General features: G+C 44.0%; 25 protein-coding genes. 14 read left to right on the forward strand and 11 right to left on the reverse strand.

Annotated features, from left to right (window positions below; translation table 11 throughout):
- Window positions 1-520 precede the first annotated feature (520 nt).
- From A5N88_RS25175 to A5N88_RS20770, 9 genes are all read right to left on the reverse strand, one after another.
- Complete coding sequence (locus A5N88_RS25175; RefSeq protein ID WP_157090745.1) at window positions 521-682, reverse strand: hypothetical protein; 162 nt, start codon at window positions 680-682, stop codon at window positions 521-523.
- A complete protein-coding gene (locus A5N88_RS25180; RefSeq protein WP_157090745.1) occupies window positions 673-834 on the reverse strand; it encodes a hypothetical protein in 162 nt (53 codons plus the stop codon). The genes A5N88_RS25175 and A5N88_RS25180 overlap by 10 nt, the downstream gene beginning before the upstream one ends.
- The gene (locus A5N88_RS25185; RefSeq protein ID WP_157090745.1) at window positions 825-986 is read right to left on the reverse strand and encodes a hypothetical protein; all 162 of its coding nucleotides are present in this window, start codon (window positions 984-986) and stop codon (window positions 825-827) included. Before A5N88_RS25185 ends, A5N88_RS25180 begins: the two co-directional genes overlap by 10 nt.
- A complete protein-coding gene (locus tag A5N88_RS25190; RefSeq protein ID WP_157090745.1) occupies window positions 977-1,138 on the reverse strand; it encodes a hypothetical protein in 162 nt (53 codons plus the stop codon). The genes A5N88_RS25185 and A5N88_RS25190 overlap by 10 nt, the downstream gene beginning before the upstream one ends.
- Window positions 1,129-1,290: a hypothetical protein gene (locus A5N88_RS25195; protein ID WP_157090745.1), complete on the reverse strand. Its 162-nt coding sequence runs from the start codon at window positions 1,288-1,290 to the stop codon at window positions 1,129-1,131. Before A5N88_RS25195 ends, A5N88_RS25190 begins: the two co-directional genes overlap by 10 nt.
- Window positions 1,281-1,442 carry a hypothetical protein gene (locus tag A5N88_RS25200; protein WP_157090745.1) on the reverse strand — a complete coding sequence of 54 codons (162 nt, stop codon included), beginning with the start codon at window positions 1,440-1,442 and terminating at the stop codon, window positions 1,281-1,283. The genes A5N88_RS25195 and A5N88_RS25200 overlap by 10 nt, the downstream gene beginning before the upstream one ends.
- Window positions 1,433-1,594 (reverse strand): hypothetical protein, encoded by a 162-nt coding sequence (locus A5N88_RS25205; protein WP_157090745.1) that lies wholly within the window; start codon window positions 1,592-1,594, stop codon window positions 1,433-1,435. Before A5N88_RS25205 ends, A5N88_RS25200 begins: the two co-directional genes overlap by 10 nt.
- A complete protein-coding gene (locus A5N88_RS25210) occupies window positions 1,585-1,746 on the reverse strand; it encodes a hypothetical protein (RefSeq protein ID WP_157090745.1) in 162 nt (53 codons plus the stop codon). The genes A5N88_RS25205 and A5N88_RS25210 overlap by 10 nt, the downstream gene beginning before the upstream one ends.
- Window positions 1,747-2,072: 326 nt before the next feature.
- Complete coding sequence (locus tag A5N88_RS20770) at window positions 2,073-2,309, reverse strand: ferredoxin family protein (RefSeq protein WP_066269576.1); 237 nt, start codon at window positions 2,307-2,309, stop codon at window positions 2,073-2,075.
- A gap of 304 nt (window positions 2,310-2,613) precedes the next feature.
- On the opposite strand from A5N88_RS20770, the gene A5N88_RS20775 reads away from it, so the two are divergent.
- From A5N88_RS20775 to pnpS, 3 genes are all read left to right on the forward strand, one after another.
- The gene (locus A5N88_RS20775; RefSeq protein WP_066269577.1) at window positions 2,614-3,252 is read left to right on the forward strand and encodes a helix-turn-helix transcriptional regulator; all 639 of its coding nucleotides are present in this window, start codon (window positions 2,614-2,616) and stop codon (window positions 3,250-3,252) included.
- 712 nt (window positions 3,253-3,964) lie between these two features.
- Window positions 3,965-4,660 carry a response regulator transcription factor gene (locus tag A5N88_RS20780; protein ID WP_066269578.1) on the forward strand — a complete coding sequence of 232 codons (696 nt, stop codon included), beginning with the start codon at window positions 3,965-3,967 and terminating at the stop codon, window positions 4,658-4,660.
- Window positions 4,661-4,662: 2 nt separating this feature from the next.
- Window positions 4,663-6,435, forward strand: coding sequence for a two-component system histidine kinase PnpS (gene pnpS, locus A5N88_RS20785; protein ID WP_066269579.1), 1,773 nt, complete (start codon window positions 4,663-4,665; stop codon window positions 6,433-6,435).
- 837 nt (window positions 6,436-7,272) lie between these two features.
- Here pnpS and A5N88_RS20790 read toward each other — a convergent pair.
- Entirely contained in the window at window positions 7,273-8,274 is a 1,002-nt protein-coding gene (locus A5N88_RS20790; protein WP_066269581.1) for a DUF3231 family protein, read from the reverse strand.
- 351 nt (window positions 8,275-8,625) lie between these two features.
- On the opposite strand from A5N88_RS20790, the gene A5N88_RS20795 reads away from it, so the two are divergent.
- From A5N88_RS20795 to A5N88_RS20830, 8 genes are all read left to right on the forward strand, one after another.
- Window positions 8,626-9,543, forward strand: a complete 918-nt coding sequence (locus tag A5N88_RS20795; RefSeq protein ID WP_066269583.1) for a phosphate ABC transporter substrate-binding protein PstS family protein — start codon at window positions 8,626-8,628, stop codon at window positions 9,541-9,543.
- A 148-nt stretch (window positions 9,544-9,691) separates the two neighbouring features.
- Window positions 9,692-10,609 carry a phosphate ABC transporter permease subunit PstC gene (pstC, locus tag A5N88_RS20800; RefSeq protein ID WP_066269585.1) on the forward strand — a complete coding sequence of 306 codons (918 nt, stop codon included), beginning with the start codon at window positions 9,692-9,694 and terminating at the stop codon, window positions 10,607-10,609.
- A complete protein-coding gene (gene pstA, locus A5N88_RS20805) occupies window positions 10,606-11,490 on the forward strand; it encodes a phosphate ABC transporter permease PstA (protein WP_066269587.1) in 885 nt (294 codons plus the stop codon). The genes pstC and pstA overlap by 4 nt, the downstream gene beginning before the upstream one ends.
- A gap of 112 nt (window positions 11,491-11,602) precedes the next feature.
- On the forward strand, window positions 11,603-12,370 hold the full coding sequence (gene pstB, locus A5N88_RS20810) for a phosphate ABC transporter ATP-binding protein PstB (protein ID WP_066270751.1): 768 nt from the start codon (window positions 11,603-11,605) through the stop codon (window positions 12,368-12,370).
- A 184-nt stretch (window positions 12,371-12,554) separates the two neighbouring features.
- Window positions 12,555-13,340 carry a phosphate ABC transporter ATP-binding protein PstB gene (gene pstB, locus A5N88_RS20815; RefSeq protein WP_066269589.1) on the forward strand — a complete coding sequence of 262 codons (786 nt, stop codon included), beginning with the start codon at window positions 12,555-12,557 and terminating at the stop codon, window positions 13,338-13,340.
- Window positions 13,341-13,375: 35 nt separating this feature from the next.
- On the forward strand, window positions 13,376-14,035 hold the full coding sequence (gene phoU / locus A5N88_RS20820) for a phosphate signaling complex protein PhoU (RefSeq protein WP_066269591.1): 660 nt from the start codon (window positions 13,376-13,378) through the stop codon (window positions 14,033-14,035).
- 852 nt (window positions 14,036-14,887) lie between these two features.
- Window positions 14,888-16,165 carry an ArsB/NhaD family transporter gene (locus A5N88_RS20825; protein WP_066269593.1) on the forward strand — a complete coding sequence of 426 codons (1,278 nt, stop codon included), beginning with the start codon at window positions 14,888-14,890 and terminating at the stop codon, window positions 16,163-16,165.
- A gap of 102 nt (window positions 16,166-16,267) precedes the next feature.
- A complete protein-coding gene (locus A5N88_RS20830; protein ID WP_066269595.1) occupies window positions 16,268-16,627 on the forward strand; it encodes a VOC family protein in 360 nt (119 codons plus the stop codon).
- Between the two features lie 246 nt (window positions 16,628-16,873).
- Here the strand turns inward: A5N88_RS20830 and A5N88_RS20835 are convergent, their stop codons facing one another.
- Window positions 16,874-18,283 (reverse strand): aminotransferase-like domain-containing protein, encoded by a 1,410-nt coding sequence (locus tag A5N88_RS20835; RefSeq protein ID WP_066269597.1) that lies wholly within the window; start codon window positions 18,281-18,283, stop codon window positions 16,874-16,876.
- 204 nt (window positions 18,284-18,487) lie between these two features.
- Here A5N88_RS20835 and A5N88_RS20840 point away from each other — a divergent pair, with 204 nt between their 5' ends.
- From A5N88_RS20840 to A5N88_RS20850, 3 genes are all read left to right on the forward strand, one after another.
- Window positions 18,488-19,426, forward strand: coding sequence for a DMT family transporter (locus A5N88_RS20840; RefSeq protein WP_066269599.1), 939 nt, complete (start codon window positions 18,488-18,490; stop codon window positions 19,424-19,426).
- A 277-nt stretch (window positions 19,427-19,703) separates the two neighbouring features.
- The gene (locus tag A5N88_RS20845; protein WP_066269601.1) at window positions 19,704-20,039 is read left to right on the forward strand and encodes an ArsR/SmtB family transcription factor; all 336 of its coding nucleotides are present in this window, start codon (window positions 19,704-19,706) and stop codon (window positions 20,037-20,039) included.
- 303 nt (window positions 20,040-20,342) lie between these two features.
- Complete coding sequence (locus A5N88_RS20850) at window positions 20,343-22,505, forward strand: heavy metal translocating P-type ATPase (protein ID WP_066269603.1); 2,163 nt, start codon at window positions 20,343-20,345, stop codon at window positions 22,503-22,505.
- The last annotated feature ends 13 nt before the right edge of the window (window positions 22,506-22,518 follow it).

Here is a 22,518-nt window from a genome sequence, read left to right on the forward strand (position 1 = left end):
GGTCTTCGTAAAAAGAACGTTGCATAATTTAGGATAAATGTAGCAATTTTTACGGAAAATGTTGCAGAAAAGCGAATAAATGTTGCAGAAATTCAAAGGAATGTTGCAGAAAAGCGAATAAATGTTGCAAACCGCTCAACGCACTCATAAAAAAGAGCACTAGCCCCATGAGGAACCAGTGCTCTTTCTATTATCGGCCTCGCTGAGTATCCTTTATCTCAGTCGAAGCCTACGGAATCCGTACGCCGATGAGCAAGGCGCTTCCGCTTTTCTGATTGTCCAGCTCCAGCGCCTATCGGCTAGCGGATTTCTCCGTCTCCTCCTGCGATAAGTCAACATCAGCTCGTACCTCGCTGTGTATCCTTTATCTCAGTCAGAGACTACGGAATCCGTACGCCGATGAGCAAGGCGCTTCCGCTTTTCGGATTGTCCAGCTCCAGCGCCTATCGGCTAGCGGATTTCTCCGTCTCCTCCTGCGATAAGCCCACATCAGCTCGTACCTCGCTGTGTATCCTTGATCTCAGGCCCACCCTACGGTACCCGCACGCCGATCACGAAGCTCCTCCCGTCTTTCTGATTGTCTAGCTCCAGCGCCTATCGGCTCGCGGGCTTCTCCGTCTCCTCCCTGCGATAAGGCAACATCAGCTCGTACCTCGCTGTGTATCCTTGATCTCAGGCCCACCCTACGGTACCCGCACGCCGATCACGAAGCTCCTCCCGTCTTTCTGATTGTCTAGCTCCAGCGCCTATCGGCTCGCGGGCTTCTCCGTCTCCTCCCTGCGATAAGGCAACATCAGCTCGTACCTCGCTGTGTATCCTTGATCTCAGGCCCACCCTACGGTACCCGCACGCCGATCACGAAGCTCCTCCCGTCTTTCTGATTGTCTAGCTCCAGCGCCTATCGGCTCGCGGGCTTCTCCGTCTCCTCCCTGCGATAAGGCAACATCAGCTCGTACCTCGCTGTGTATCCTTGATCTCAGGCCCACCCTACGGTACCCGCACGCCGATCACGAAGCTCCTCCCGTCTTTCTGATTGTCTAGCTCCAGCGCCTATCGGCTCGCGGGCTTCTCCGTCTCCTCCCTGCGATAAGGCAACATCAGCTCGTACCTCGCTGTGTATCCTTGATCTCAGGCCCACCCTACGGTACCCGCACGCCGATCACGAAGCTCCTCCCGTCTTTCTGATTGTCTAGCTCCAGCGCCTATCGGCTCGCGGGCTTCTCCGTCTCCTCCCTGCGATAAGGCAACATCAGCTCGTACCTCGCTGTGTATCCTTGATCTCAGGCCCACCCTACGGTACCCGCACGCCGATCACGAAGCTCCTCCCGTCTTTCTGATTGTCTAGCTCCAGCGCCTATCGGCTCGCGGGCTTCTCCGTCTCCTCCCTGCGATAAGGCAACATCAGCTCGTACCTCGCTGTGTATCCTTGATCTCAGGCCCACCCTACGGTACCCGCACGCCGATCACGAAGCTCCTCCCGTCTTTCTGATTGTCTAGCTCCAGCGCCTATCGGCTCGCGGGCTTCTCCGTCTCCTCCCTGCGATAAGGCAACATCAGCTCGTACCTCGCTGTGTATCCTTGATCTCAGGCCCACCCTACGGTACCCGCACGCCGATCACGAAGCTCCTCCCGTCTTTCTGATTGTCTAGCTCCAGCGCCTATCGGCTCGCGGGCTTCTCCGTCTCCTCCCTGCGATAAGGCAACATCAGCTCGTACCTCGCTGTGTATCCTTGATCTCAGGCCCACCCTACGGTACCCGCACGCCGATCACGAAGCTCCTCCCGTCTTTCTGATTGTCTAGCTCCAGCGCCTATCGGCTCGCGGGCTTCTCCGTCTCCTCCCTGCGATAAGTCAACATCAGCTCGTACCTCGCTGTGTATCCTTTATCTCAGTCGAAGCCTACGGAATCCGTACGCCGATGAGCAAGGCGCTTGCGCTTTTCTGATTGTCTAGCTCCAAGCGCCATCGGCTCGAGGTCATAAACCAAGTCAGCTAGAAGATTAAAGAGCAAACCTTCTAGCCGCCTTGTCTTATGCTGGTCGCCGATAGGCAGGCGCTTTCCGCATTTCGGGTTAGCTTGTAAAGAATTCTCTTGCTTTTTCCAGTGATGGGAGGTCTTCGTCCAAAAGCTCTTCCTCATGAAAGATGGCATCAACGGGACATACCGCCTGGCAAGCACCACAATCGATACAAATATCAGGGTCGATATAGTATTGGTCTTTTCCTTCTGCTATACAGTCAACCGGGCACACTTCCACACATTCAGCCGCTTTTTCATTGCGGCAAGGCATTGTAATGACATAAGCCATAATCAACATGCTCCTTTCAGATGAAAAATAAAATAGTTATTGATGATGCAGAGTTCGTAGTTTGTGTTTTCAGCCTTTTTATAATATTAGCCATTGTATTATTATTTTAACATACAGCTAAACACCTTATTTACTTATCATAACTATTTTTTATTAAATCAATATGAATTTTGAATTCCAAAATATAGTATTTTTTAGTAGCGGTCATAGCAAATGGCTTACTGTGACTTTTTATATATTTTTGTTTAAAAACCTGCTATACTTGAAGAAAATGGATCCTGGTAATGGGAGAAGGGGTGGACAAATGACAAAACAAGCTCCTACAAAAGAAGAGATTTTGTATCTTATTAAAAAGTATAAAAAGCTGAGCGTGACGGACTTTGAAGCGCACCTGGGAATCACTGGTATGGCTATCCGCAGGCATTTGAATAAATTAGAAGCCGATGGTCTCATTGAGACTGAGACCATCCGCCAGAATATGGGGAGGCCTGTCCAGCTGTATGGGTTAACCAAGCAGGGAGAGGGGTGGTTCCCTAAGAATTATTCCAGCATAACCGTTGACTTTCTTCAGGATATCGAAGAAATAAACGGACCGGAAATGATTGATTCTTTATTTGAAAAGAGAGAAACAAGACTGGAAAAGAAATACAAAGATCGGATCGAAGATAAAAATTTGGCAGAGAGAGTCGCAGAGCTGGCAAAAATTCAAAATGAAAATGGTTATATGGTGGAGTGGGAAGATAAAGGAAACGGGGAGTATGAGCTGATAGAATACAATTGCCCGATTTTTGAAGTCGCACATCGTTACACAAAAGCATGTGCATGTGAGCAATCGTTATTTAAAAAGGTTTTACAAACGGACCAAATAGAGCAAGCCTGCTGTATGGCAAAGGGCGGAAAGCATTGTAAATATATTATTCGTGAACAGGCTGCAGCACAATAAGTGCTCAGCTTTTTTTCTTTGCTTAGCTAATTACGTAAAGCGGTTGACTGAAGAAAATTACGTAAATACTAACAAAAAAATCGCAATCCCCGAGAAATGATTGGATGTGTACTTCCAAAAACCATGTTAAGTAAGCAAAAATCCCGAAGGAGCCGGCCGCCCCGCGGAAAATGAGTGTCTGCAAGCGGAGATCAACTGGCAGGAGAACAGGGCACTTTCCTTGACTCTGTTACATCCGAAGTAGACTTGAACTTAATGTTGATTGGAGCGGAAGGTACGAGACTCCTGCGGGAAAAGCGGACTTAGGGAGACCCTGCAGGAGCTTGCGGCGAGGAGGCTCCCGGCCGTCCCGAGGAAAGCGAGTACCTGCAGCGAAAATCAACCAGCAGGATGATCATGGCACATTCTCATGGCTCTGTTGCATCTGAGTAGACTTGAACCCAAAGTTTGATTGAAGTGCAATTTGCGCGACTCCTGCATAGAAAAGCGAAATATGAGGCAGCCCCCTGTACGAGCATACGGCAAAAATTCTCCTCATCCACATGCAAAAAACATATACACTCATCGGAAATCAAAAGGCAGAGCAACTGAGCCGATGCAAAAATATATCTAATTACCACCTGATTGTAAGCGCTTGAGTTATTTTGAAGGGTGACATACCCATCTTTACAGACTACAATGAAGAAAAAGAGTATTTTTGGAGGGGCATAAAGTGAGCAGAATTTTAGTAGTAGACGATGAGCCATCGATTGTAACATTATTAAAATTTAATCTTGAACAAGCAGGCTTCACAGTTGAAACAGCTTTAAACGGAACAGAAGGGTACAAGCTTGCTTCCGGTGAAACCCATGATCTGATTGTCTTGGATTTAATGCTTCCGGGAATGGATGGTATGGAAATCTGTAAAAGGCTCCGCCAAGAAAAAATAAAAACCCCTATTTTAATGCTGACAGCCAAGGGAGATGAGTTTGATAAAATCCTCGGCCTTGAGCTTGGAGCAGATGACTATTTAACAAAACCGTTCAGCCCTCGCGAGGTTGTGGCGAGAATCAAAGCCATTTTAAGAAGGGCAAAAACAGAAGAGGAAGATACCAGCAAGAATGAAAAGCTGATTTCCATCGGTGATTTGGCAATCTATCCGGATCAATTTGAAGCCCATTTCAAAGGTGAAAAGCTGGTCCTTACGCCTAAGGAATTCGAGCTGCTGCTTTATTTAGGCAATCATAATGGAAAAGTATTAAGCCGCGATCAGCTGCTTGATGCGGTCTGGGATTATGATTATGCAGGCGATACCCGGATTGTCGATGTGCATATCAGCCACCTGCGGGAAAAAATTGAAGAGGATACAAGGCAGCCGAAATATATTAAAACCGTCAGGGGATTCGGCTATAAAATGGAAGGGATGTAAGGATGAATAAGCTTTGGCTCCGAATTTCCCTCACCTTTCTCCTTCTTCTTACCGTTGTATTGGCGGGTGTAGGGTTATTTATCGGTGATGTAATGAAGCAAACCTATATGAACATGTCAAGGCACCAGCTGTCACAGGATGCCGACCTTGTTTATAATGTTGTCAGTCCTAAAGAAGTGCTGGATGAATCTCCAGCCATTCAAGGGAAAATAGAGAATTTTTACAAAGACCATCAGCCAAGGATTACTATCATTAATTTAAAGGGAAAGGTCTTGGCAGATTCGAATCATGACCCTGAAACCATGGAAAATCATTCGAAAAGGCCTGAATTTCTGGGAGTGGTGGCGCAGCACAAGAAAAGCAGCGAATCCATCAGATACAGCAAAACACTGGGCTACAGCATGATGTATTTGGCCAAGCCTCTCGTGTATCACGGGAAAACCATTGCTGTGGTTCGAGTGGCTTTTGCGCTTGACAACATTGAAAGGGTCTTGAAAAATCTGTGGATCAGTTTCGGCTTGGCGATGGCGATTACGCTTATCCTATCCGCTTTGATTGGAATCCGGATGGCAAAAGGCTTTACAAGGCCGATTGAAGCCATCATTGAGGTGGCGCAAAGGCTGACAAAGAAGGACTATAAAAGTAGGGTTACCATTAAAACGACAGGTGAAATGGAACAGCTTTCGGATGCGGTTAATGAGCTTGCCCGCAGTCTGCAGACGCAAATGGAAGAAATTCGTGAAAATCAGCAGCGGCTGACTGGTGTGCTCTCCAATATGGTGAGCGGCGTGATGCTGATCAATACGGATGGAAGGATTATGCTTGTTAACCGGGCAATGGAAGAGATGATTGCTAGAAAGAATGACCAGCTGCTGGGTAAATTACATATTGAGGCAGGTAAAAATTTCGGGCTGAGCCAGCTGATTGGACGCAGCCTGAAGGAAGGGGTCAGCATCCACGAAGAGGTACATGTCTATTTTCCTGCTGAAAGAATACTGGATGCGCATGTGGCGCCGTCCATCGGTGAAAATGGGGAGATAAAAGGCGTTATTACTGTCTTTCATGACATCACAGAAATCAGAAGGCTTGAAAAAATGAGAAGCGAATTCGTTGCGAACGTATCACATGAATTGAAAACCCCTGTTACTTCCTTAAAAGGATTTGCGGAGACGCTTTTGGATGGAGCGATGCATGATGAGGAGATATTACGTTCTTTTCTAACTATCATGCTGGAAGAAAGCGAGCGGCTGCACCGCCTAATTGCAGATATTCTGGATCTCTCTAAGATTGAACAACACAAACTGCCATTAAATCCTGTCAAGCTGGATATTGTAAACCTGATACTGGAAACGGTCAGCACATTACGTGAAGAAGCGAATAAGAAAAAGCTTGAAATTGAGCTTCCTAAAACGGAAAGCCTGCTGATGGAGGCTGATAAGGACAGGCTTCAGCAAATTATTCTGAACCTCGTGGCGAATGCTCTTTCCTACACACCAGAAGGAGGAACTATTACGGTAGATGTGATGGATAAGGGGCAGGAAGTAGAATTGGATGTCAAGGATACCGGCATAGGTATTTCAAAAAAGGACCTTCCCCGCATATTTGAGCGCTTTTACCGTGTGGATAAGGCCCGGTCCCGGCAGTCAGGCGGAACTGGCCTTGGGCTTGCGATTGTAAAGCATTTAGTAGAATCGCATCACGGCCATATTAAAGTGGAGAGTGAAGAGGGGAAAGGAACTTCCTTTATGATTACACTTCCGAAATACCAGGCATAGGAACACCCAGCTCTTGTAGACGGAGCTGGGTGTTTTTTTTGGAAGATAGGAGTATATAAAATTCATCATTAAATAAATTATTTAGCGAGTGTAGTCTCTGTCTAGCTCCAGCGCTTATCTGCCAGCGGATTTCTGCGTCCTCTCACTAAGATAAGTCAGCATCTAGTTTCCTTTATCTCAGTCGAGGACTTTGAAATCCGTACGCCGATGAGCAAGGCGCCTCCGCTTTTCTTATTGTCTAGCTCCAGCGCCTATCGGCTAGCGGATTTCTCCGTCTCCTCCCTACGATAAGTCAACATCAGCTCGTACCTCGCTGTGTATCCTTTATCTCAGTCAGAGATTACGGAATCCGTACGCCGATGAGCAAGGCGTCTCGCTTTTCTTATTGTCTAGCTCCGGCGCCTATCGGCGAGCGGATTTCTCCGTCTCCTCCCTACGATAAGTCCACATCAGCTCGTACCTCGCTGTGTATCCTTTATCTCGGTCAGGGACTACGGAATCCGTCCGCCGATGAGCAAGGCGTCTCGCTTTTCTTATTGTCTAGCTCCGGCGCCTATCGGCTAGCGGATTTCTCCGTCTCCTCCCTACGATAAGTCAACATCAGCTCGTACCTCGCTGTGTATCCTTTATCTCAGTTAGAGACTACGGAATCCGTACGCCGATGAGCAAGTCGCCTGCGCTTTTCTTATTGTCTAGCTCCGGCGCCTATCGGCTAGCGGATTTCTCCGTCTCCTCCCTACGATAAGTCAACATCAGCTCGTACCTCGCTGTGTATCCTTTATCTCAGTCAGAGACTACGGAATCCGTACGCCGATGAGCAAGGCGCCTCCGCTTTTCTTATTTACTCAATTTGTTTCGATCCTCTGCCTGAGGAGGCTCTTCCATCCATCCGTTTTTCACCATTAATTTGGCCCCTTCATGTGCATATTCAAAGACATCCTTTGCAGAGATCATAACTTTTGCAGAAATATCATTTCTCAAGCTAAAGGCTGTTCCCAATGCATTGCTGCCGAGTGAGAAGCTGCAAAGAAGGCTGACGACGTACATCATAAATTTATCGGAATAAGGAGGCTCCGTGGATGTTGTCATCGATCCGCCTGATGATACGGGTATTGGCAGGTTACTCTCTATGAAAAAACTGCTGAACGCCGTGATAATGCTTTGTGCCAGCTCTTTCCCTTTGACAAAGTACTTCTTGATTTCTGGATCCTTAGCCGTTTGGGCAAAGCTGATAATTAACTGCATACCGGTGATATTGGATCCGATGGAATGGTATAAATGGGCAATCTCTACTGTATTTAGGGAACGTTTATCCCCTATCAGATTAAATCCGCTCATATAGCTTTTACTTTTAACAAATTCAACTGAATTTGGCATGGAGACATAGGGAGGCGTTGCCAAAAAGCCCTTTTTTAATAAGTATTGTGTACAGCTGGCGTAAACCTCCTGTGTGAGAGCCGTAAGCTCTTGATATAGTAGGATGATGTCATCACGTGTAGACATGCTTAAATGGAGTGTATGCATTCCCATGCTGATTTCTTTCATTAAGCGAAGCCAAAGAATGTCCATACCATTCTCATAAAGGGCTGGGGCACTCTTGTTGACATCCACTTCTGTAAATCCTATTGGAACAACCGCATTTTCATTTTGAAATATGGTCTCAATTTTATGGATATAAGGCTTGATTTTTTCGTACAAATTCTCCATTATGGCCTTGGCATCATCATCCTTGGCTGTGGCAATTAAATAGGCAAGCATATGAAGAGTGAGCGTTTTTTGCTGATAGGTCATCCAAAGCGTCCCTAGCTCACTCGAGGTAATCGTTGATTTAGCGGGCATATTCGCACCTCCAAATAGTCTTATACCAACTAATGTCCCCGGAAAATGGATGTTGATTCCAAAGAATCAGGAATTTTTTTATATAAAGAGGTTAAAGTAATAAAGAAAAATGGGGAAAGAAAGGAGAAATGATATAAAAATGTGTTAGTGGAAATTTGTTGGATACGGTCGAAAAAAAGCAGATAAACTCGAAAAAAAGAGAGTTTTTGGTGTTTCAATGACATGAAACTTCATAATTAGGGTTCCGACTTTACAATATCTTAACAATTCATTAACACGGGCTTAATACCCAGGGCTTATCTTATTCTATGTAAGTTACAAAATTATAACTCTACTAGGGGGCAATGAAGAATGAAAAAAAGATTCATAGCTATGTTCAGTATGTTGCTGTTGTTCGCTTTTGTAGCAGCAGGCTGCGGAAGTAAATCAAACACCGGCAATGGTGCAAAAGCAACAGACGGCAGCACTGGCGCTGCAAAATCTGGAGCAACAGGAACAATCACAGCTGTAGGATCTACTGCGCTGCAGCCATTAGCTCAGGAAGCTGCGAGTGAATATATGAATAACAATTCTGGTGCAACTATTAACGTACAAGGCGGCGGAAGCGGCACTGGTTTAAGTAAAGTTGTAGAAGGCGCAGTACAAGTTGGTAACTCAGACGTATTTGCAGAAGAAAAGCAAGGAATTGATGCAAGCAAAATCGTTGACCATAAAGTAGCAGTAGTTGGTATGGGACCAGTAGTAAATAAAGATGCTGGCGTTACCAACATCACAAAAAAACAATTAATCGATATTTTCACTGGCAAAGTGACAAACTGGAAACAAGTTGGCGGAAAAGATGAAAAAATCGTTGTGATCAACCGTGCACAAGGATCTGGAACAAGAACAGTATTTGAAAAATGGGCACTTGGCGGAGCTACACCTGTAAAAGCACAAGAACAAGATTCATCTGGTACTGTACAAAAAATCGTAAGCCAAACACCTGGTGCTATCAGCTATCTAGCGTTCTCTTATTTCAATAATACAATTCAACCATTAAATGTGGATGGTGTTCAACCAACAGTAGCTAATGTTGAAAATAACACTTGGAAAATCTGGGCTTATGAGCATATGTATACAAACGGACAACCTACAGGTCTTACAAAAGATTTCTTAGATTATATGGATTCAAGCAGTGTTCAAAGCACACTGGTATCAAAACTTGGTTATATCCCAGTAACGGATATGAAAGTTGACCGTGACGCAAAGGGAACTATCACGAAAAAATAATGTAAAAACAAAAAAGATTTAAAGCTGAAAATGGGCTGAATGCCAGCTCCTGCGCCCGGTTCCTTAAGTTCACTTGATTGCAAAATCAACGCTTAAGGGACAGGGCTTGTCAGCTTTTTCTACCACCTCATGGAAAGGGGAAGGAGTAATGGAATTAGAAAAAGCGCAACCGCGAGTGAAATCAAAAATTGGAATTGAGAGGCGCGGCCGAATTACAGCATTCTTGTGTGTTGCAATTATGGTAGTCATTGCTGTTTCCATTCTGTTTATGGTTGCTTCAAAAGGTTTAAGTACATTCTTTGTCAATAAAGCAAATGTCTTGAGTTTTCTTACAGGAACAAACTGGGATCCATCTTCAAAAGATGCTTCCGGCAGCCCGATTGTAGGGGCGCTTCCTTTAATTATTGGATCCTTCGGGGTTACCTTTTTAGCAGCACTGCTTTGTTCACCATTAGCCATTGGGGGAGCCGTGTTCATGACGGAAATTTCCCCGCAATTTGGAAAAAGAATTCTCCAGCCTGTTATGGAGCTTTTAGTGGGAATTCCATCTGTTGTGTATGGCTTTATCGGTCTTTCTGTCATTATTCCTATCTTCCGAAATCATGTAGGCGGCAGCGGATTTGGAATCGGGGCAGGCACCATCGTCCTTTTGGTCATGATTCTGCCAACCATTACAAGTCTTTCTGTTGATGCTATTAAGGCTGTACCTGGATCGCTTCGTGAGGCGTCACTGGCTCTAGGAGCTACACGCTGGCAGACCATTTATCGTGTTGTATTACGATCAGCCCTTCCAGGTTTATTGACTGCGATTGTATTCGGTATGGCAAGGGCATTTGGAGAAGCACTCGCTGTGCAAATGGTCATCGGGAATGATGCTGTGCTTCCTAAATCTTTGGTTCAGCCAGCAGCCACTCTGACCAGTATTTTAACAATGGGCATGGGGAACACGGTCATGGGCCAAGCCGATAACAATGCACTCTGGTCATTGGCTTTAGTTCTATTATTAATGTCACTTGTCTTTATTCTGGTGGTTCGATTACTAGGACGCAGGAGGATGTTTAAATGAATGCAAAGATCGCAGACCGCATTGCAACAGGCGTGTTCTATTTGATTGCTCTCGTGATTGTATTAATTTTAGCTGGATTATTAGGATATATACTTGTTAATGGTTTGAAGCATGTAAGCTGGCACTTCATTACTTCCCCGCCGCAGAACTTTTTGGCTGGAGGCGGTATTGGGCCGCAGCTGTTCAATTCGTTTTATCTGCTTGTTATTACCATGATTATCAGTATTCCTCTGTCATTGGGAGCTGGAATCTATATGGCCGAGTATGCAAAGAACAATTTCTTCACTAATACGCTTCGTACGATCATTGAGGTTCTTTCCTCTCTGCCATCCATTGTTGTTGGTTTGTTTGGATTTTTATTCTTTGTTTTAAAAATGGGCTGGGGTTTTTCCATTCTATCTGGCGCCCTCGCATTAACCGTATTTAACCTGCCATTAATGGTAAGGGTTGTAGAAGATTCATTACGCAATGTTCCCGGTACGCAGAGAGAAGCAGGACTGGCGCTCGGCGTATCAAGATGGGAAACCATTACCACCGTTATGTTGCCGGCCGCACTGCCGGGGATTATAACAGGAGTCATTTTAGCAGCTGGAAGAGTCTTTGGTGAAGCAGCAGCATTAATCTATACCGCTGGAATGAGTTCTGCAAACCTCGACTTTACAGATTGGAACCCTTTAGATTCTGTATCACCGTTAAATCCATTGCGCCCCGCAGAAACTCTTGCCGTCCATATTTGGAAGATTAATGGTGAGGGAATCATGCCGGATGTCGGTGCTATTTCAAGCGGAGCTTCCGCAGTACTGATCATTTTCATTTTGTTATTCAACATTTCAGCAAGATGGATAGGAAAATTGATTTATCGCAAGATGACAGCATCTTAAAGGAGTGGATAAAATGCCTTCAACATTAAATCACCCGGTGAATGAAAACGAAACAATCAATAGGGATAGAAAATCCTTCATTATAAGTGATGCAAAAACATCCAGCAGTTCCATGAACAGCCAAGATGCCTTAGCCCTGGAAACAAAGGATATAAAGGTTTATTACGGCAGTCATCTGGCATTAAAGGGTGTTTCACTTGATTTTCCAAAGAATCAAGTAACAGCACTGATCGGCCCTTCCGGCTGCGGGAAATCCACTTTCTTGCGCAGTCTTAATCGAATGAACGATGAGATAGAAGGAGCCAGGACAGAAGGAAGCATTATTTATAAGGGCACCAATATAAATGATTCCAGTGTAAATACCTTTGAAGTACGGAAAAACATTGGAATGGTATTTCAGCGTCCTAATCCTTTCCCTAAGTCAATCTATGAAAACGTGGCCTATGGTCCGAAGCACCATGGGATTAAAAATAAAAAAGTATTAGATGAAATTGTTGAAACAAGTCTGCGAAAAGCAGCCATTTGGGATGAAGTCAAGGACAGGCTGAATAAGTCCGCACTTGCTTTATCAGGCGGACAGCAGCAGCGTTTGTGCATTGCACGCGCATTGGCGATGGAACCGGATATCCTTTTGCTTGATGAACCGGCTTCCGCGCTGGATCCAATCTCTACAAGCAAGATTGAAGAACTGATCATGGAACTAAAACGGGAATACACCGTTATTATTGTGACCCATAATATGCAGCAGGCAGCGCGCATCTCTGACCGGACGGCCTTTTTCTATATGGGTGATCTAATTGAAGAAGACGAAACGTCTAAAATCTTCACTAACCCTGGAAAGAAACAGACAGAAGATTATGTCACTGGCCACTTTGGATAATCTTTAAGGCTCTTTTCGTATATTTTGCTGCCGGCTGGACTCAATGATTAATAAACAAAGGATCTTAGCCTGTTATAACATCCGCGAAAAGATGTCGTGATGAAATATTAAACGAGTATTGGATCTGTGCGGAAATCAACAATCTATGCGAAAGCAGCCATTCTTAAAAAAGGAGATCATGCAGATGACGACGGCAATCAAACAAGCAGAGAAAACCGAATCAATCATTAAGGCCGAGTCCTTGGACGTGTATTATGACCAGTTCCATGCTTTAAAAAACATTAATTTAAATATGAAAAAAAATACTGTTACAGCCTTAATTGGACCTTCGGGGTGCGGAAAGTCTACTTTTCTTCGCACGCTTAACAGGATGAACGATTTGGTGGATGGATTCCGTGCCGAAGGAAATATTTGGATCGACAACTACAATATTTACGATCCAAAAACCGACGTAGTAAAGCTGCGAAGGGATGTTGGAATGGTGTTCCAGCGTCCGAATCCATTCCCTATGTCCATTTATGACAATGTCGCGTACGGACCGCGTATCCATGGTATTACAAAAAAGAAAGTGCTGGATGAAATCGTAGAAAAAAGTCTTCGCCAGGCAGCTTTATGGGACGACGTTAAGGACCGCCTGAACAGTTCAGCGATGGGAATGTCCGGCGGGCAGCAGCAGCGTCTCGTGATTGCTCGTGTACTAGCGATTGAGCCGGGAGTCATCCTGATGGATGAGCCGGCATCCGCACTGGATCCTATTTCCACTTCGAAAATTGAAGAGCTGATCCTTGAATTAAAAGAAAAATTTACGATTGTCATTGTCACGCACAGCATGCAGCAGGCAGCACGCGTTTCAGATGATACTGCCTTTTTCCTTAATGGCGAGGTCATTGAATACGGAAATACCAATGATATTTTTACCCGCCCGGAAAAACAAGCGACAGAAGATTATATATCAGGCCGTTTCGGCTGATAAAACGACTAAAAAAACAACGGGGGTTGGTCTACATGGTAACAAGACGTTTGTTTGAGGAAAGATTGCAAGGCCTACATGAATCCTTGCTGACAATGGGTGTCCTGGTGGAAGAATCTATTTTTAAAAGCGTTAAATCGCTAGTAGAAAGAGATTCGGAATTAGCAAGCGATGTTGTTACGAATGACCAGCGCATTAATGAACTAGAAGTAGAAATTGAAAAAAAATGCTTTGAGCTGATCGCAACACAGCAGCCGGTCGGAAGCGATCTCCGCCAGATTGGTACAATGCTGAAGGTTTCAACAGACCTGGAAAGAATGGCAGACCATGCCGTCAGCATTGCGAAAACCACTCTTCGCCTCCAGGGTGAAGCTTATATCAAGCCGCTGATTGACATCCCTAGAATGGGAGAGCTTGTTAAACAAATCGTACGTGACGGCCTTGAAGCCTATATCGAGCTCGATCAGGAAAAAGCGGTAGAAGTGGCGAAAAAAGATGATCAGATCGATGCGCTGTATTCCCAAATTTTCATAGAATTGATTGATTTGATGAAGAAGGATGCCCAGCATATTAATCAGGCTTCTAATTTTCTGCTGGTTGCCCAGCACCTGGAGCGGATTGGTGACTATGTCACGAACGTTTGCGAATGGATTGTTTACATGAAGACGGCCAATCTGGTTGATTTAAATAAATAATTTCTAGGCTGACAAAAACGGCGTGCAGGCATTTTGCACGCTGTTTTTATGTGTATGGTAGTAATTATAAAAAATTGTAGGCGTGGCGGACATTTTATAGCCTGTCACTGTGCATAATAGAAACAGAAACACGGCTCCATGCGTCCAAGTGGATAAAGGGGAAGGTGGGTACAAATACTCAGTTTACCCGATTAGACCCTATTTTCACCCGATTATCGCGTGATTTTACCCGATTAACGCATACTTTTACCCGATTACTCCATGGTTTTACCCGATTAATAAAAAAACATAAAATATCCGCTTTACATAGCTCATGAATATCCGTTATTTGCCCTTGATTCGAGTTACGGCTCATTTTTTTTATACAACTTTCCCCAAAAAGGTCTTTTTAATAGGAAAAAGAAAAGTTAATCTGAGCATGTGAACCTCGAAATGTTCTTCTTCCTTATTGCTGTGCTGCCGCAAGGTGATCTCGCTCCGAAATTTGCCAACAACCAAAATCTCTTTTTACAGAAGGCTGTTTTTGCATAGATTGGTGTGCTTTCGCAAAAGTCCGTTTGAAGTAGTCATCGTGGCATCTTTTCATCTAAAGTCATTTAGTTTGCAATCTAATTCTGTGTATCCTAGATTCATTTATACAAGTAGCAACAAAGTTTACGAAAAGAGCCTTACATAAAAAAAAGCGAAAATAACCCCGTTTAGTATGAATTTATGGTATGATATATGCAACTAAATAAATCGTAATGGGAGGAGCCTGTCACCAAGGGATATTTATGTCCTTTGGCGGCAGGCTCTTTTTGCATGTTTATTTTTCGGAAAATAAAACGACCATAATGGAAAGGAAGTGATGAGGTGGAGAATCAGGCTTTGCTTGCAATTGGAATCTTCATTATTACGTATGGATTTATCATTTCAGAAAGGATTCACCGTACCATCGTTGCGATGCTGGGCGGCGGATGTATGGTGCTGTTTGGGATTGTGGGCCAAGAGACGGCTCTTGAGCATATTGATTTTAATACCCTTGGGTTATTGATTGGTATGATGATCATTGTCAGCATCACTGCTGAGACGGGTGTTTTTAAATATGTGGCAATCTGGTCTGCAAAAAAAGTGAACGGAAAGCCATTGGCTATTCTTCTCGCCTTATCAATGATTACCGCCATAAGTTCAGCCTTTTTGGATAATGTCACAACGGTTTTATTGATGGTTCCCATTACTTTCAGCATCACTAGGCAATTAAACTTATCGCCCATGCCTTTTTTGATTTCTGAAATATTGCTTTCCAATATCGGCGGGACAGCAACCATGATTGGCGATCCTCCCAATATCATGATTGGAAGTGCCGTCCATTCGCTGACCTTTGGAGCATTTATTGCTAATTTAGCTCCTGTTATTGTGGTGATTATTATTGTTACACTACTGATATTAGTGGGCATTTACCGCAAACAGCTCCGTGTGGATGACCGGGTACGCCAAAGAATAATGGAATTAAACGAGAAAGATGAAATTAGCAATCCTCGTTTAATGGTCAAATCGTTGATTATTCTCTTCCTTACGATCATAGGCTTCTTTTTACATCAGCTTATCGGAATTGAATCCGCGACAGTAGCACTGATCGGCGCATTTTTATTGCTACTGCTATCAGGAGAACGCTATGTAGAAAAGTCATTAGCCAAAGTAGAATGGACGACAATCTTTTTCTTTGCAGGGCTGTTTGTTCTTGTTTCCGGATTGGAGGAAACAGGAGTGATTAAACAGGTTGCAACGTATGCGATCCATTTAACAGGCGGGAATGAGACGGCTACTGCATTTCTTGTACTTTGGCTCAGTGCCATTGCTTCCGCCTTCGTAGATAATATCCCGTTTGTTGCCACAATGATTCCTCTCATAAAAGATATGGGGGGAATGGGGATTTCCCACTTAGAGCCTCTATGGTGGAGCCTTTCTCTTGGAGCCTGCCTTGGAGGAAATGGCACCTTGATTGGAGCAAGCGCAAATCTTATAGTCGCAGGACTTGCAGGCAAAGAAGGGTACAAAATTTCGTTTAAACATTATTTTTTAATTGGTTTTCCATTAATGCTGGTGTCGATTTTGATTTCAATGGCCTATATTTATGTTCGTTATTTATAAGAAGTATGGGACGTAGAGTGAGGAACAAAGAAAAAGGTATTATGAAGCTGAATGTGGAAATGTATCCCCAGTACAAAAATAATGTAAGGGCAGGGGAGATTCATGGGAAGAGTCATTGGTTTTGAGTTGAACAGTCAAGATCCTGAAAAAGCCGCAGCATTTTATTCGAATGTTTTTGGGTGGAAAATGACTGAACCCCAGTGGGAATACTGGCCAGCCGCAACGGGCGAAGAGAACAATACTGGAATCGATGGGGGAATCAGCAGAGGTCCAAGTGATTTTCCGCATGGAACGCGTATTCACATTGAAGTTGAGTCGATGGAAGATGCCATTTCTAAAGCAGTAATCAATGGAGCCAGGATTGTAAGTGAAATAATGGAATTTGATGATTTTTTTCTGGCATACCTTGTTGATCCTGTCGGTCTGGGTATTGGCCTTGTTCAAAAAAAGCAAGATGAATAGAGGGCTGCAGAAGCAGCCCTTTTCTTATGGTCTTTTTTGTACAGAGTTACACTCAACGTTTTTCATAGAGGCTGTTTTCGCATAGATTGTTGCTTTTACGTATAAAGGATTTTTCCGTATGCCGTCTGTCTTCGTCGCATCTTTTCGAGTGCTATTCACCAGTATGATGACTGACTTCTATGTTTAAAATGGTATTTTTGTGCCCAATAGCAACAAAGTTTACAAAAAGAGCCTTCATAGAAAAGGCTAACGGAAAATGCCGATAAACCGATTCAATCCATCCCGCAATTGCTGCTCATTTAAGTAGGAATAACACAAACGGATCCATGAGTGATATTCTCTAAGCGGATCGCAGATGGATCCGGGAACAAAGGAAATGGATTGCTCTATGCTTTTTTCAAGAAGTTTTTCCATTGATGGTGCCTCGGGCAGTGAAATCCATAAATTAAAGCCCCCGGCCGGAGATGACCATTTCCAGCCCGTTTCAGCTAATTCTTCCTCCATTATGTTCTTGCGAATTTCAAGGGCGATCCGCAGCTTTTCTAAATGCTGCTGCAGTCTTTCGGAAAAGAAGTAATGCAAAAAGATTTTTTGGTTCAGCAAAGGCGTCCCGTTATCCGATAGTGATTTTGTTTTCACAAGGCTTTTCATTAGGGGATGCCGGCAAGCGACTGTTGCAATGCTTAAGCCGGGGGCAATATACTTGCTGAAGCTTCTAATATAAATGACACATCCTGTAGTATCATAGCTGAAAAGCGGCAGGGGCGGCTTCTGGCCGAAATAGATATCCCGGTAAGGATCGTCCTCTATAAGCAGGCATTGATAGGAAGAAGCCAGCTCAATTAATTTTTTTCGCTGCTCTGGAGGGACCGTGTAGCCAGTCGGATTGTGAAAAGTAGGATTGAGATAAAAAAGGCGGGGCTTATACTTTTTCATCAGACTCTCTACCTGTTCCAATTGATAGCCATAAGGATGGATTTCGACGGGAAGGATGTCTGCACCTTGTCGCCTAAACACATCAATAGCAGGGCTGTAGGTTGGTCTTTCAATCAGAACCGTATCTCTTGGTTTTACCAGTAATCGTGCTGCTAAATCAATGGCCTCTTGTGAGCCGGCAGTGATTAATAGCTCATCCGCGTCCAAATGGAAATAGTATTCATCTGTGAAATAGCGGCAAAGAGCTTCACGAAGCTCCAAATCTCCCTGTATCGTAGAATATGTACCAAGCACTTTAGGATATAGATCAAATACTTTTTTAACATAGGAAGATAAATAATGATTTGGCAATAGATTCGGGTCGAGCAAGGCCTTTGAGAATTGATATTCAGCCTTGACCTGATGGATTTCAGAAAGACTGTTTTCATAGACACAAGCAGAAATTATGGGGTTTTGCTGTGTATCAATGAGCATCAGGCTGTCCGGCAAAACATAGTACCCGGATTTATCCTTTACAAATACTTTTTTATTCAGTTTAAGCAATTGAAAGGCTTTAAAGACCGTTAACCGGTGCACGTCAAGCTGGTTCGCGAGTTCTCTGATAGAAGGGAGCTTTTCGTGTGCCGCCCATTCCCCTCTGCGAATCCTTTCCAGAAGATAATCATAAACCTGTTCATAGAGCTTCTCTGCAGGGGCATTTGAGTGTACCGTTTTTTTCATAAAAGACCTCCTTTTCTGCCATTATACAAGATTATTCTGAAAACTGTTCTGTTGATTTTCATCTGTTCTGTACCTTGGGATTTATGATGGAAGTAAGAAAAACAAAAAGCTGTTGTGAAGAAGGGCTATAAAGGGTTTTGTCCTTTATGCGTACAGCACAATTTTTGCGAAAGCAGCCCTAGTAGAAGAAAAGGAGGAATTGATTTGGTACTGTTCAATTATGTCTTAATGTGCCTTATATTCGGAACCACTTTTTTAGCCATTAAGGTGGGGGTTGATGCGGGAGCGCCGCCCTTTTTCTCTGCAGGTCTCCGTTTCTTCCTGGCCGGAAGTATATTATTTTTATGGATGGTACGGCAAAGAAAGGCGCGGTTTTCTCTATTGCTGCGCAGGGAAATGGTCTTGACAGCGGCAGGCCTAACCTTTGGAACGTTTGCAATTTTGTATTGGTCTGAACAATATTTAAGCTCTGGAATTGCAGCGATTCTTTCCGCAACAGGGCCGCTCATTACTCTGCTTCTTCAGGCAGCGATTTCACGAAAAAGACTTTCTGTCACATCGATTGCAGGATGTATCACGGGAATGGCAGGGGTCATTTTGCTTTTACTGCCTGGATTAATGATTAAAGTAAGCAGGCTTTGGGTTTTTGGCTGCATCGCAATCATGTTGAGCCAATTCTTCTATTCTGCTGGGGCTGTGTATTCCAAACGTGTTGTCCAGCGGTTTCAAAATACATCTCCCATTGCATTGAATGCTGCCCAGATGATTTATGGAGGAGCGATGCTGTTTGTTTTATCATTGTTTACGGAACATGTGCATATCAGCTCCATGCTGACACTAAAGGCACTTTTTTCACTTATCTATTTAATCGTTATTGGTTCCATGGTGGCACACACCATTTTCTATTGGCTCGTGGCAAAAACCAATCCGGTATTTCCGTCCACCTGGCTTTATATCTCGCCTTTAATAGCCTTGCTCCTTGGAGCCATTTTAAACAAAGAGCCCCTTTCTTTTCTCTCGTTCATCGGGGGATTCACGATAATCATAGGAATTGTTTTGGTGAATAAAGATTATTTCAGGCAAATGGCTGGAAAAAAACGAATTCAGATAGTGAGTCGCGAAAAGCCGTCTCCTCCTGTTTAAGAGCAAAGTGAGGACCTCTTTCATGTCCAATTAGTTTCCTGAAAACTCGCTTTAAGCGAGTTTTTTTAGTGTGCAGGATAGGAGAACGAATGTGCAAATCCGGATATAACGACATCTTTATTCGCCCCAATTTTAGTGTTTTCATAAAACAAAAAAACTGCATGTATGTAAAAGCTGACGAATGGAATAGCTTGACCATCCATAACACTTTCCCTACAATAGCAGTAACATATATGCGCATATACTCATATAGTGAGTGTACTAGGAGTGATCCCATATGGATTTTAATGCAGTAAACACAAAAAAACAGGATACGTTTAAGGGAGAGCTGGATAAAGATACCTTATTTATCGTTTCTCAAACGTTTAAGGCATTATCGGATCCTACGAGGATTCGCATCCTGCATCTGCTGGAAAGTAAGGAGTGTTCCGTAAACGAGATTGCCGAGCAGCTATCGCTCTTGCAATCCACGGTTTCCCACCAGCTGAGATTTTTGAAGAATTTAAGACTGGTTAAGTACAGGAGGGAAGGAACAACTCTGTTTTATTCCCACGACGATGATCATGTCATGCATCTTCTTTCCCAAGCCATTGAACACGCAAACCATCAATAATTTCGTTACAAGGTTTAGGAGCTGGCAAGCAGCAAGGAAGTAGAAATCCGATAGAAAATAGAATTGATACTATTTTTAAAAAGGCTATGTTAAAGAACGATGTTGATTGGAGAAAAAGGCACTTGGCTCATGCTTGGAAAAGCTGTTAGGGAAGCCCCCGCAGGAGATGCGACAAGGAGCTCGACTACCGTCGCCTGAAGCGGAAATCAACAAGCATGATTTGCAGAACCTTTTTAAAAGAAACAGGACCATCGATGAAAGACAAAAGTACCGTTCATACAAGAACGATAATGGGGGATGGGCATGGCTGAATATAAATTACAGGGACTTTCCTGTGCGAATTGCGCCAGAGAGATGGAAGAACAAATACAAAAACTCGAAAACGGAAAAGAAGCAAGGATTCTTTTTAATTCAAGCAAGCTGGTCATACCAGATGGTGTACCAATGGATCGAGTGCAGAAAATACTGGCTGGGGACGGGGCGGCCATTGTAGCACCTGCAGCTGGCGGGGGTGGAGTCCATAGCCATGCCCATGATCATTCTCATCATGGACATACTCATGGGCATCAGCACGGTCCGTCCATTAAGCTGCTGATTGGAATGTCTGCAGTTCTCTTTCTGGCAGCACTCCTGTTTGGCAGCCATGTAAATCAAACGACTGTCATTCCTTTATATCTTTTAGCTGCTATCATCAGCGGCTACCAAACCTTTATAAAAGGCCTAAAGAATTTATTTTCTTTAAAATTTAATATTGATACGTTAATGACCATTTCCTTAGTTGGGGCTTTTTGTATCGGGCAGTGGCGGGAAGGGACCTTTGTAGCCATTCTTTTCGGCATTAATGAATATCTTGAAGGACTCGGCATGGAAAAGGCAAGAAAGTCAATGGAAAGCCTGTTGGAGGTAGCCCCGAAGGAAGCAGTGCTGCTTATAAATGGAGAGGAGCAGATTGTTTCCATTGAAAGCCTAAAGGCCGGTGACACAGTTCTTGTAAAAGCAGGACAGAAAATTCCTTCAGACGGTATTATAATAGAAGGTATTAGTTCCGTGGATGAAGCGGCCATAACAGGTGAATCCATGCCGCTTACAAAGCAAAAAGGCGACGCTGTTTATGGAGGCAGCCTTAATCATGATGGGCTGTTAAAAGTACAGCTTGAAAAGGCGTATCAAGACTCCTCGCTTGCTAAAATTCTCCATCTGGTGGAGGAGGCACAGGAAACCAAAACCCCCACAGAACAATTTATTAATCGCTTTGCGAGGTATTACACACCCATCATTATGGTCATTGCTGCAATGGTGATCCTGATTCCCCCTCTGTTTATGGGAGGAGATTGGCATACATGGATCTATCAGGGGCTGGCAGTTTTAATTGTGGGCTGTCCGTGTGCGTTAATTATCTCTTCTCCGATTGCAATCGTATCGGGGATAACCCGAAATGCTCGAAATGGAATTTTGGTAAAGGGCGGAATTTATCTCGAACAGCTTGGAAAGCTCGACATTATCGCCTTTGATAAAACGGGCACTTTAACAAAGGGCGAACCGGTTGTAGAAGATATAAAAATATATGATGATACCTTTTTTTCCATAGCAGCATCTGTAGAAAAATCTTCTTCTCATCCACTTGCAAAAGCAGTGTTGAAAAAGGCTTTAGAGGAGCATCAAGCAGTCCTCCTGGAGCCTGAAAATGTGACAGTGATCCCTGGACAGGGTGTTAGAGCTACTATCAACGGGGGAGAATACTTTATTGGTAATGAAAAAGGGATCGATTCTGCGATTCTTTCTAAATCAAACAAACAGGACATACAGGAGTTAAAATCCAGAGGGTACACGCTTGTGGCAGCAGCCTCTAACGAAAAGGTGCTGGGACTTTTCGGGATTGCTGATGAAATTCGCAGGGAAAGCAAAGGAATGTTAGACAATCTTCATAAATTGGGAATAAAAGAAACAGTGATGCTGACAGGCGACCATCAAAAAACGGCCGAAAAGGTATCCAGTACTATTGGGATTCATGAGTACTTTGCAGAGCTTTTACCGGATGAAAAGGTGGAAAAGGTAAGGGCTCTGACGAAAAGCGGAAAAACGGCCATGGTGGGAGACGGCATTAACGATGCACCTGCACTGGCAGCTGCTGATATCGGAATTGCAATGGGGAAAGGGACAGACAGTGCCATTGAAACAGCGGATATTGTCTTGATGCAGGATCATTTAGGAAAGCTGCCGGCTGCCATTTCTCTTTCTAAAAAAGTAAACAGGGTGATCAAGCTGAACATCGGGCTTGCACTGGGCCTGAAAGTGGCGGCTCTTCTACTGACCATTCCAGGCTTGCTTACACTCTGGATTGCCATTCTTTCCGATATGGGAGCAACCATCCTTGTGACACTGATCAGCTTAACGGTTCTAATTGAAACCAAAAAAGCCGGGCCAATTCAGGCGACTGCTATTCACAGACCAGACACAGCACGATAGGAGGGCATAGCAT

The sequence above is a fragment of the Heyndrickxia acidicola genome (assembly GCF_001636425.1).
Lineage (GTDB): Bacteria > Bacillota > Bacilli > Bacillales > Bacillaceae_C > Bacillus_AE > Bacillus_AE acidicola.

Bases quoted from the DNA above. Each gene is read 5' to 3' on its own strand.
- pnpS (WP_066269579.1), top strand. From the start codon at position 4,663: ATGAATAAGCTTTGGCTCCGAATTTCCCTCACCTTTCTCCTTCTTCTT.
- pstA (WP_066269587.1), top strand. From the start codon at position 10,606: ATGAATGCAAAGATCGCAGACCGCATTGCAACAGGCGTGTTCTATTTG.
- A5N88_RS20845 (WP_066269601.1), top strand. From the start codon at position 19,704: ATGGATTTTAATGCAGTAAACACAAAAAAACAGGATACGTTTAAGGGA.
- pstB (WP_066270751.1), top strand. From the start codon at position 11,603: ATGAACAGCCAAGATGCCTTAGCCCTGGAAACAAAGGATATAAAGGTT.
- A5N88_RS20835 (WP_066269597.1), bottom strand. From the start codon at position 18,283: ATGAAAAAAACGGTACACTCAAATGCCCCTGCAGAGAAGCTCTATGAA.
- A5N88_RS20790 (WP_066269581.1), bottom strand. From the start codon at position 8,274: ATGCCCGCTAAATCAACGATTACCTCGAGTGAGCTAGGGACGCTTTGG.
- A5N88_RS20795 (WP_066269583.1), top strand. From the start codon at position 8,626: ATGAAAAAAAGATTCATAGCTATGTTCAGTATGTTGCTGTTGTTCGCT.
- pstC (WP_066269585.1), top strand. From the start codon at position 9,692: ATGGAATTAGAAAAAGCGCAACCGCGAGTGAAATCAAAAATTGGAATT.
- A5N88_RS20850 (WP_066269603.1), top strand. From the start codon at position 20,343: ATGGCTGAATATAAATTACAGGGACTTTCCTGTGCGAATTGCGCCAGA.
- pstB (WP_066269589.1), top strand. From the start codon at position 12,555: ATGACGACGGCAATCAAACAAGCAGAGAAAACCGAATCAATCATTAAG.
- phoU (WP_066269591.1), top strand. From the start codon at position 13,376: ATGGTAACAAGACGTTTGTTTGAGGAAAGATTGCAAGGCCTACATGAA.
- A5N88_RS20770 (WP_066269576.1), bottom strand. From the start codon at position 2,309: ATGGCTTATGTCATTACAATGCCTTGCCGCAATGAAAAAGCGGCTGAA.
- A5N88_RS20830 (WP_066269595.1), top strand. From the start codon at position 16,268: ATGGGAAGAGTCATTGGTTTTGAGTTGAACAGTCAAGATCCTGAAAAA.
- A5N88_RS20775 (WP_066269577.1), top strand. From the start codon at position 2,614: ATGACAAAACAAGCTCCTACAAAAGAAGAGATTTTGTATCTTATTAAA.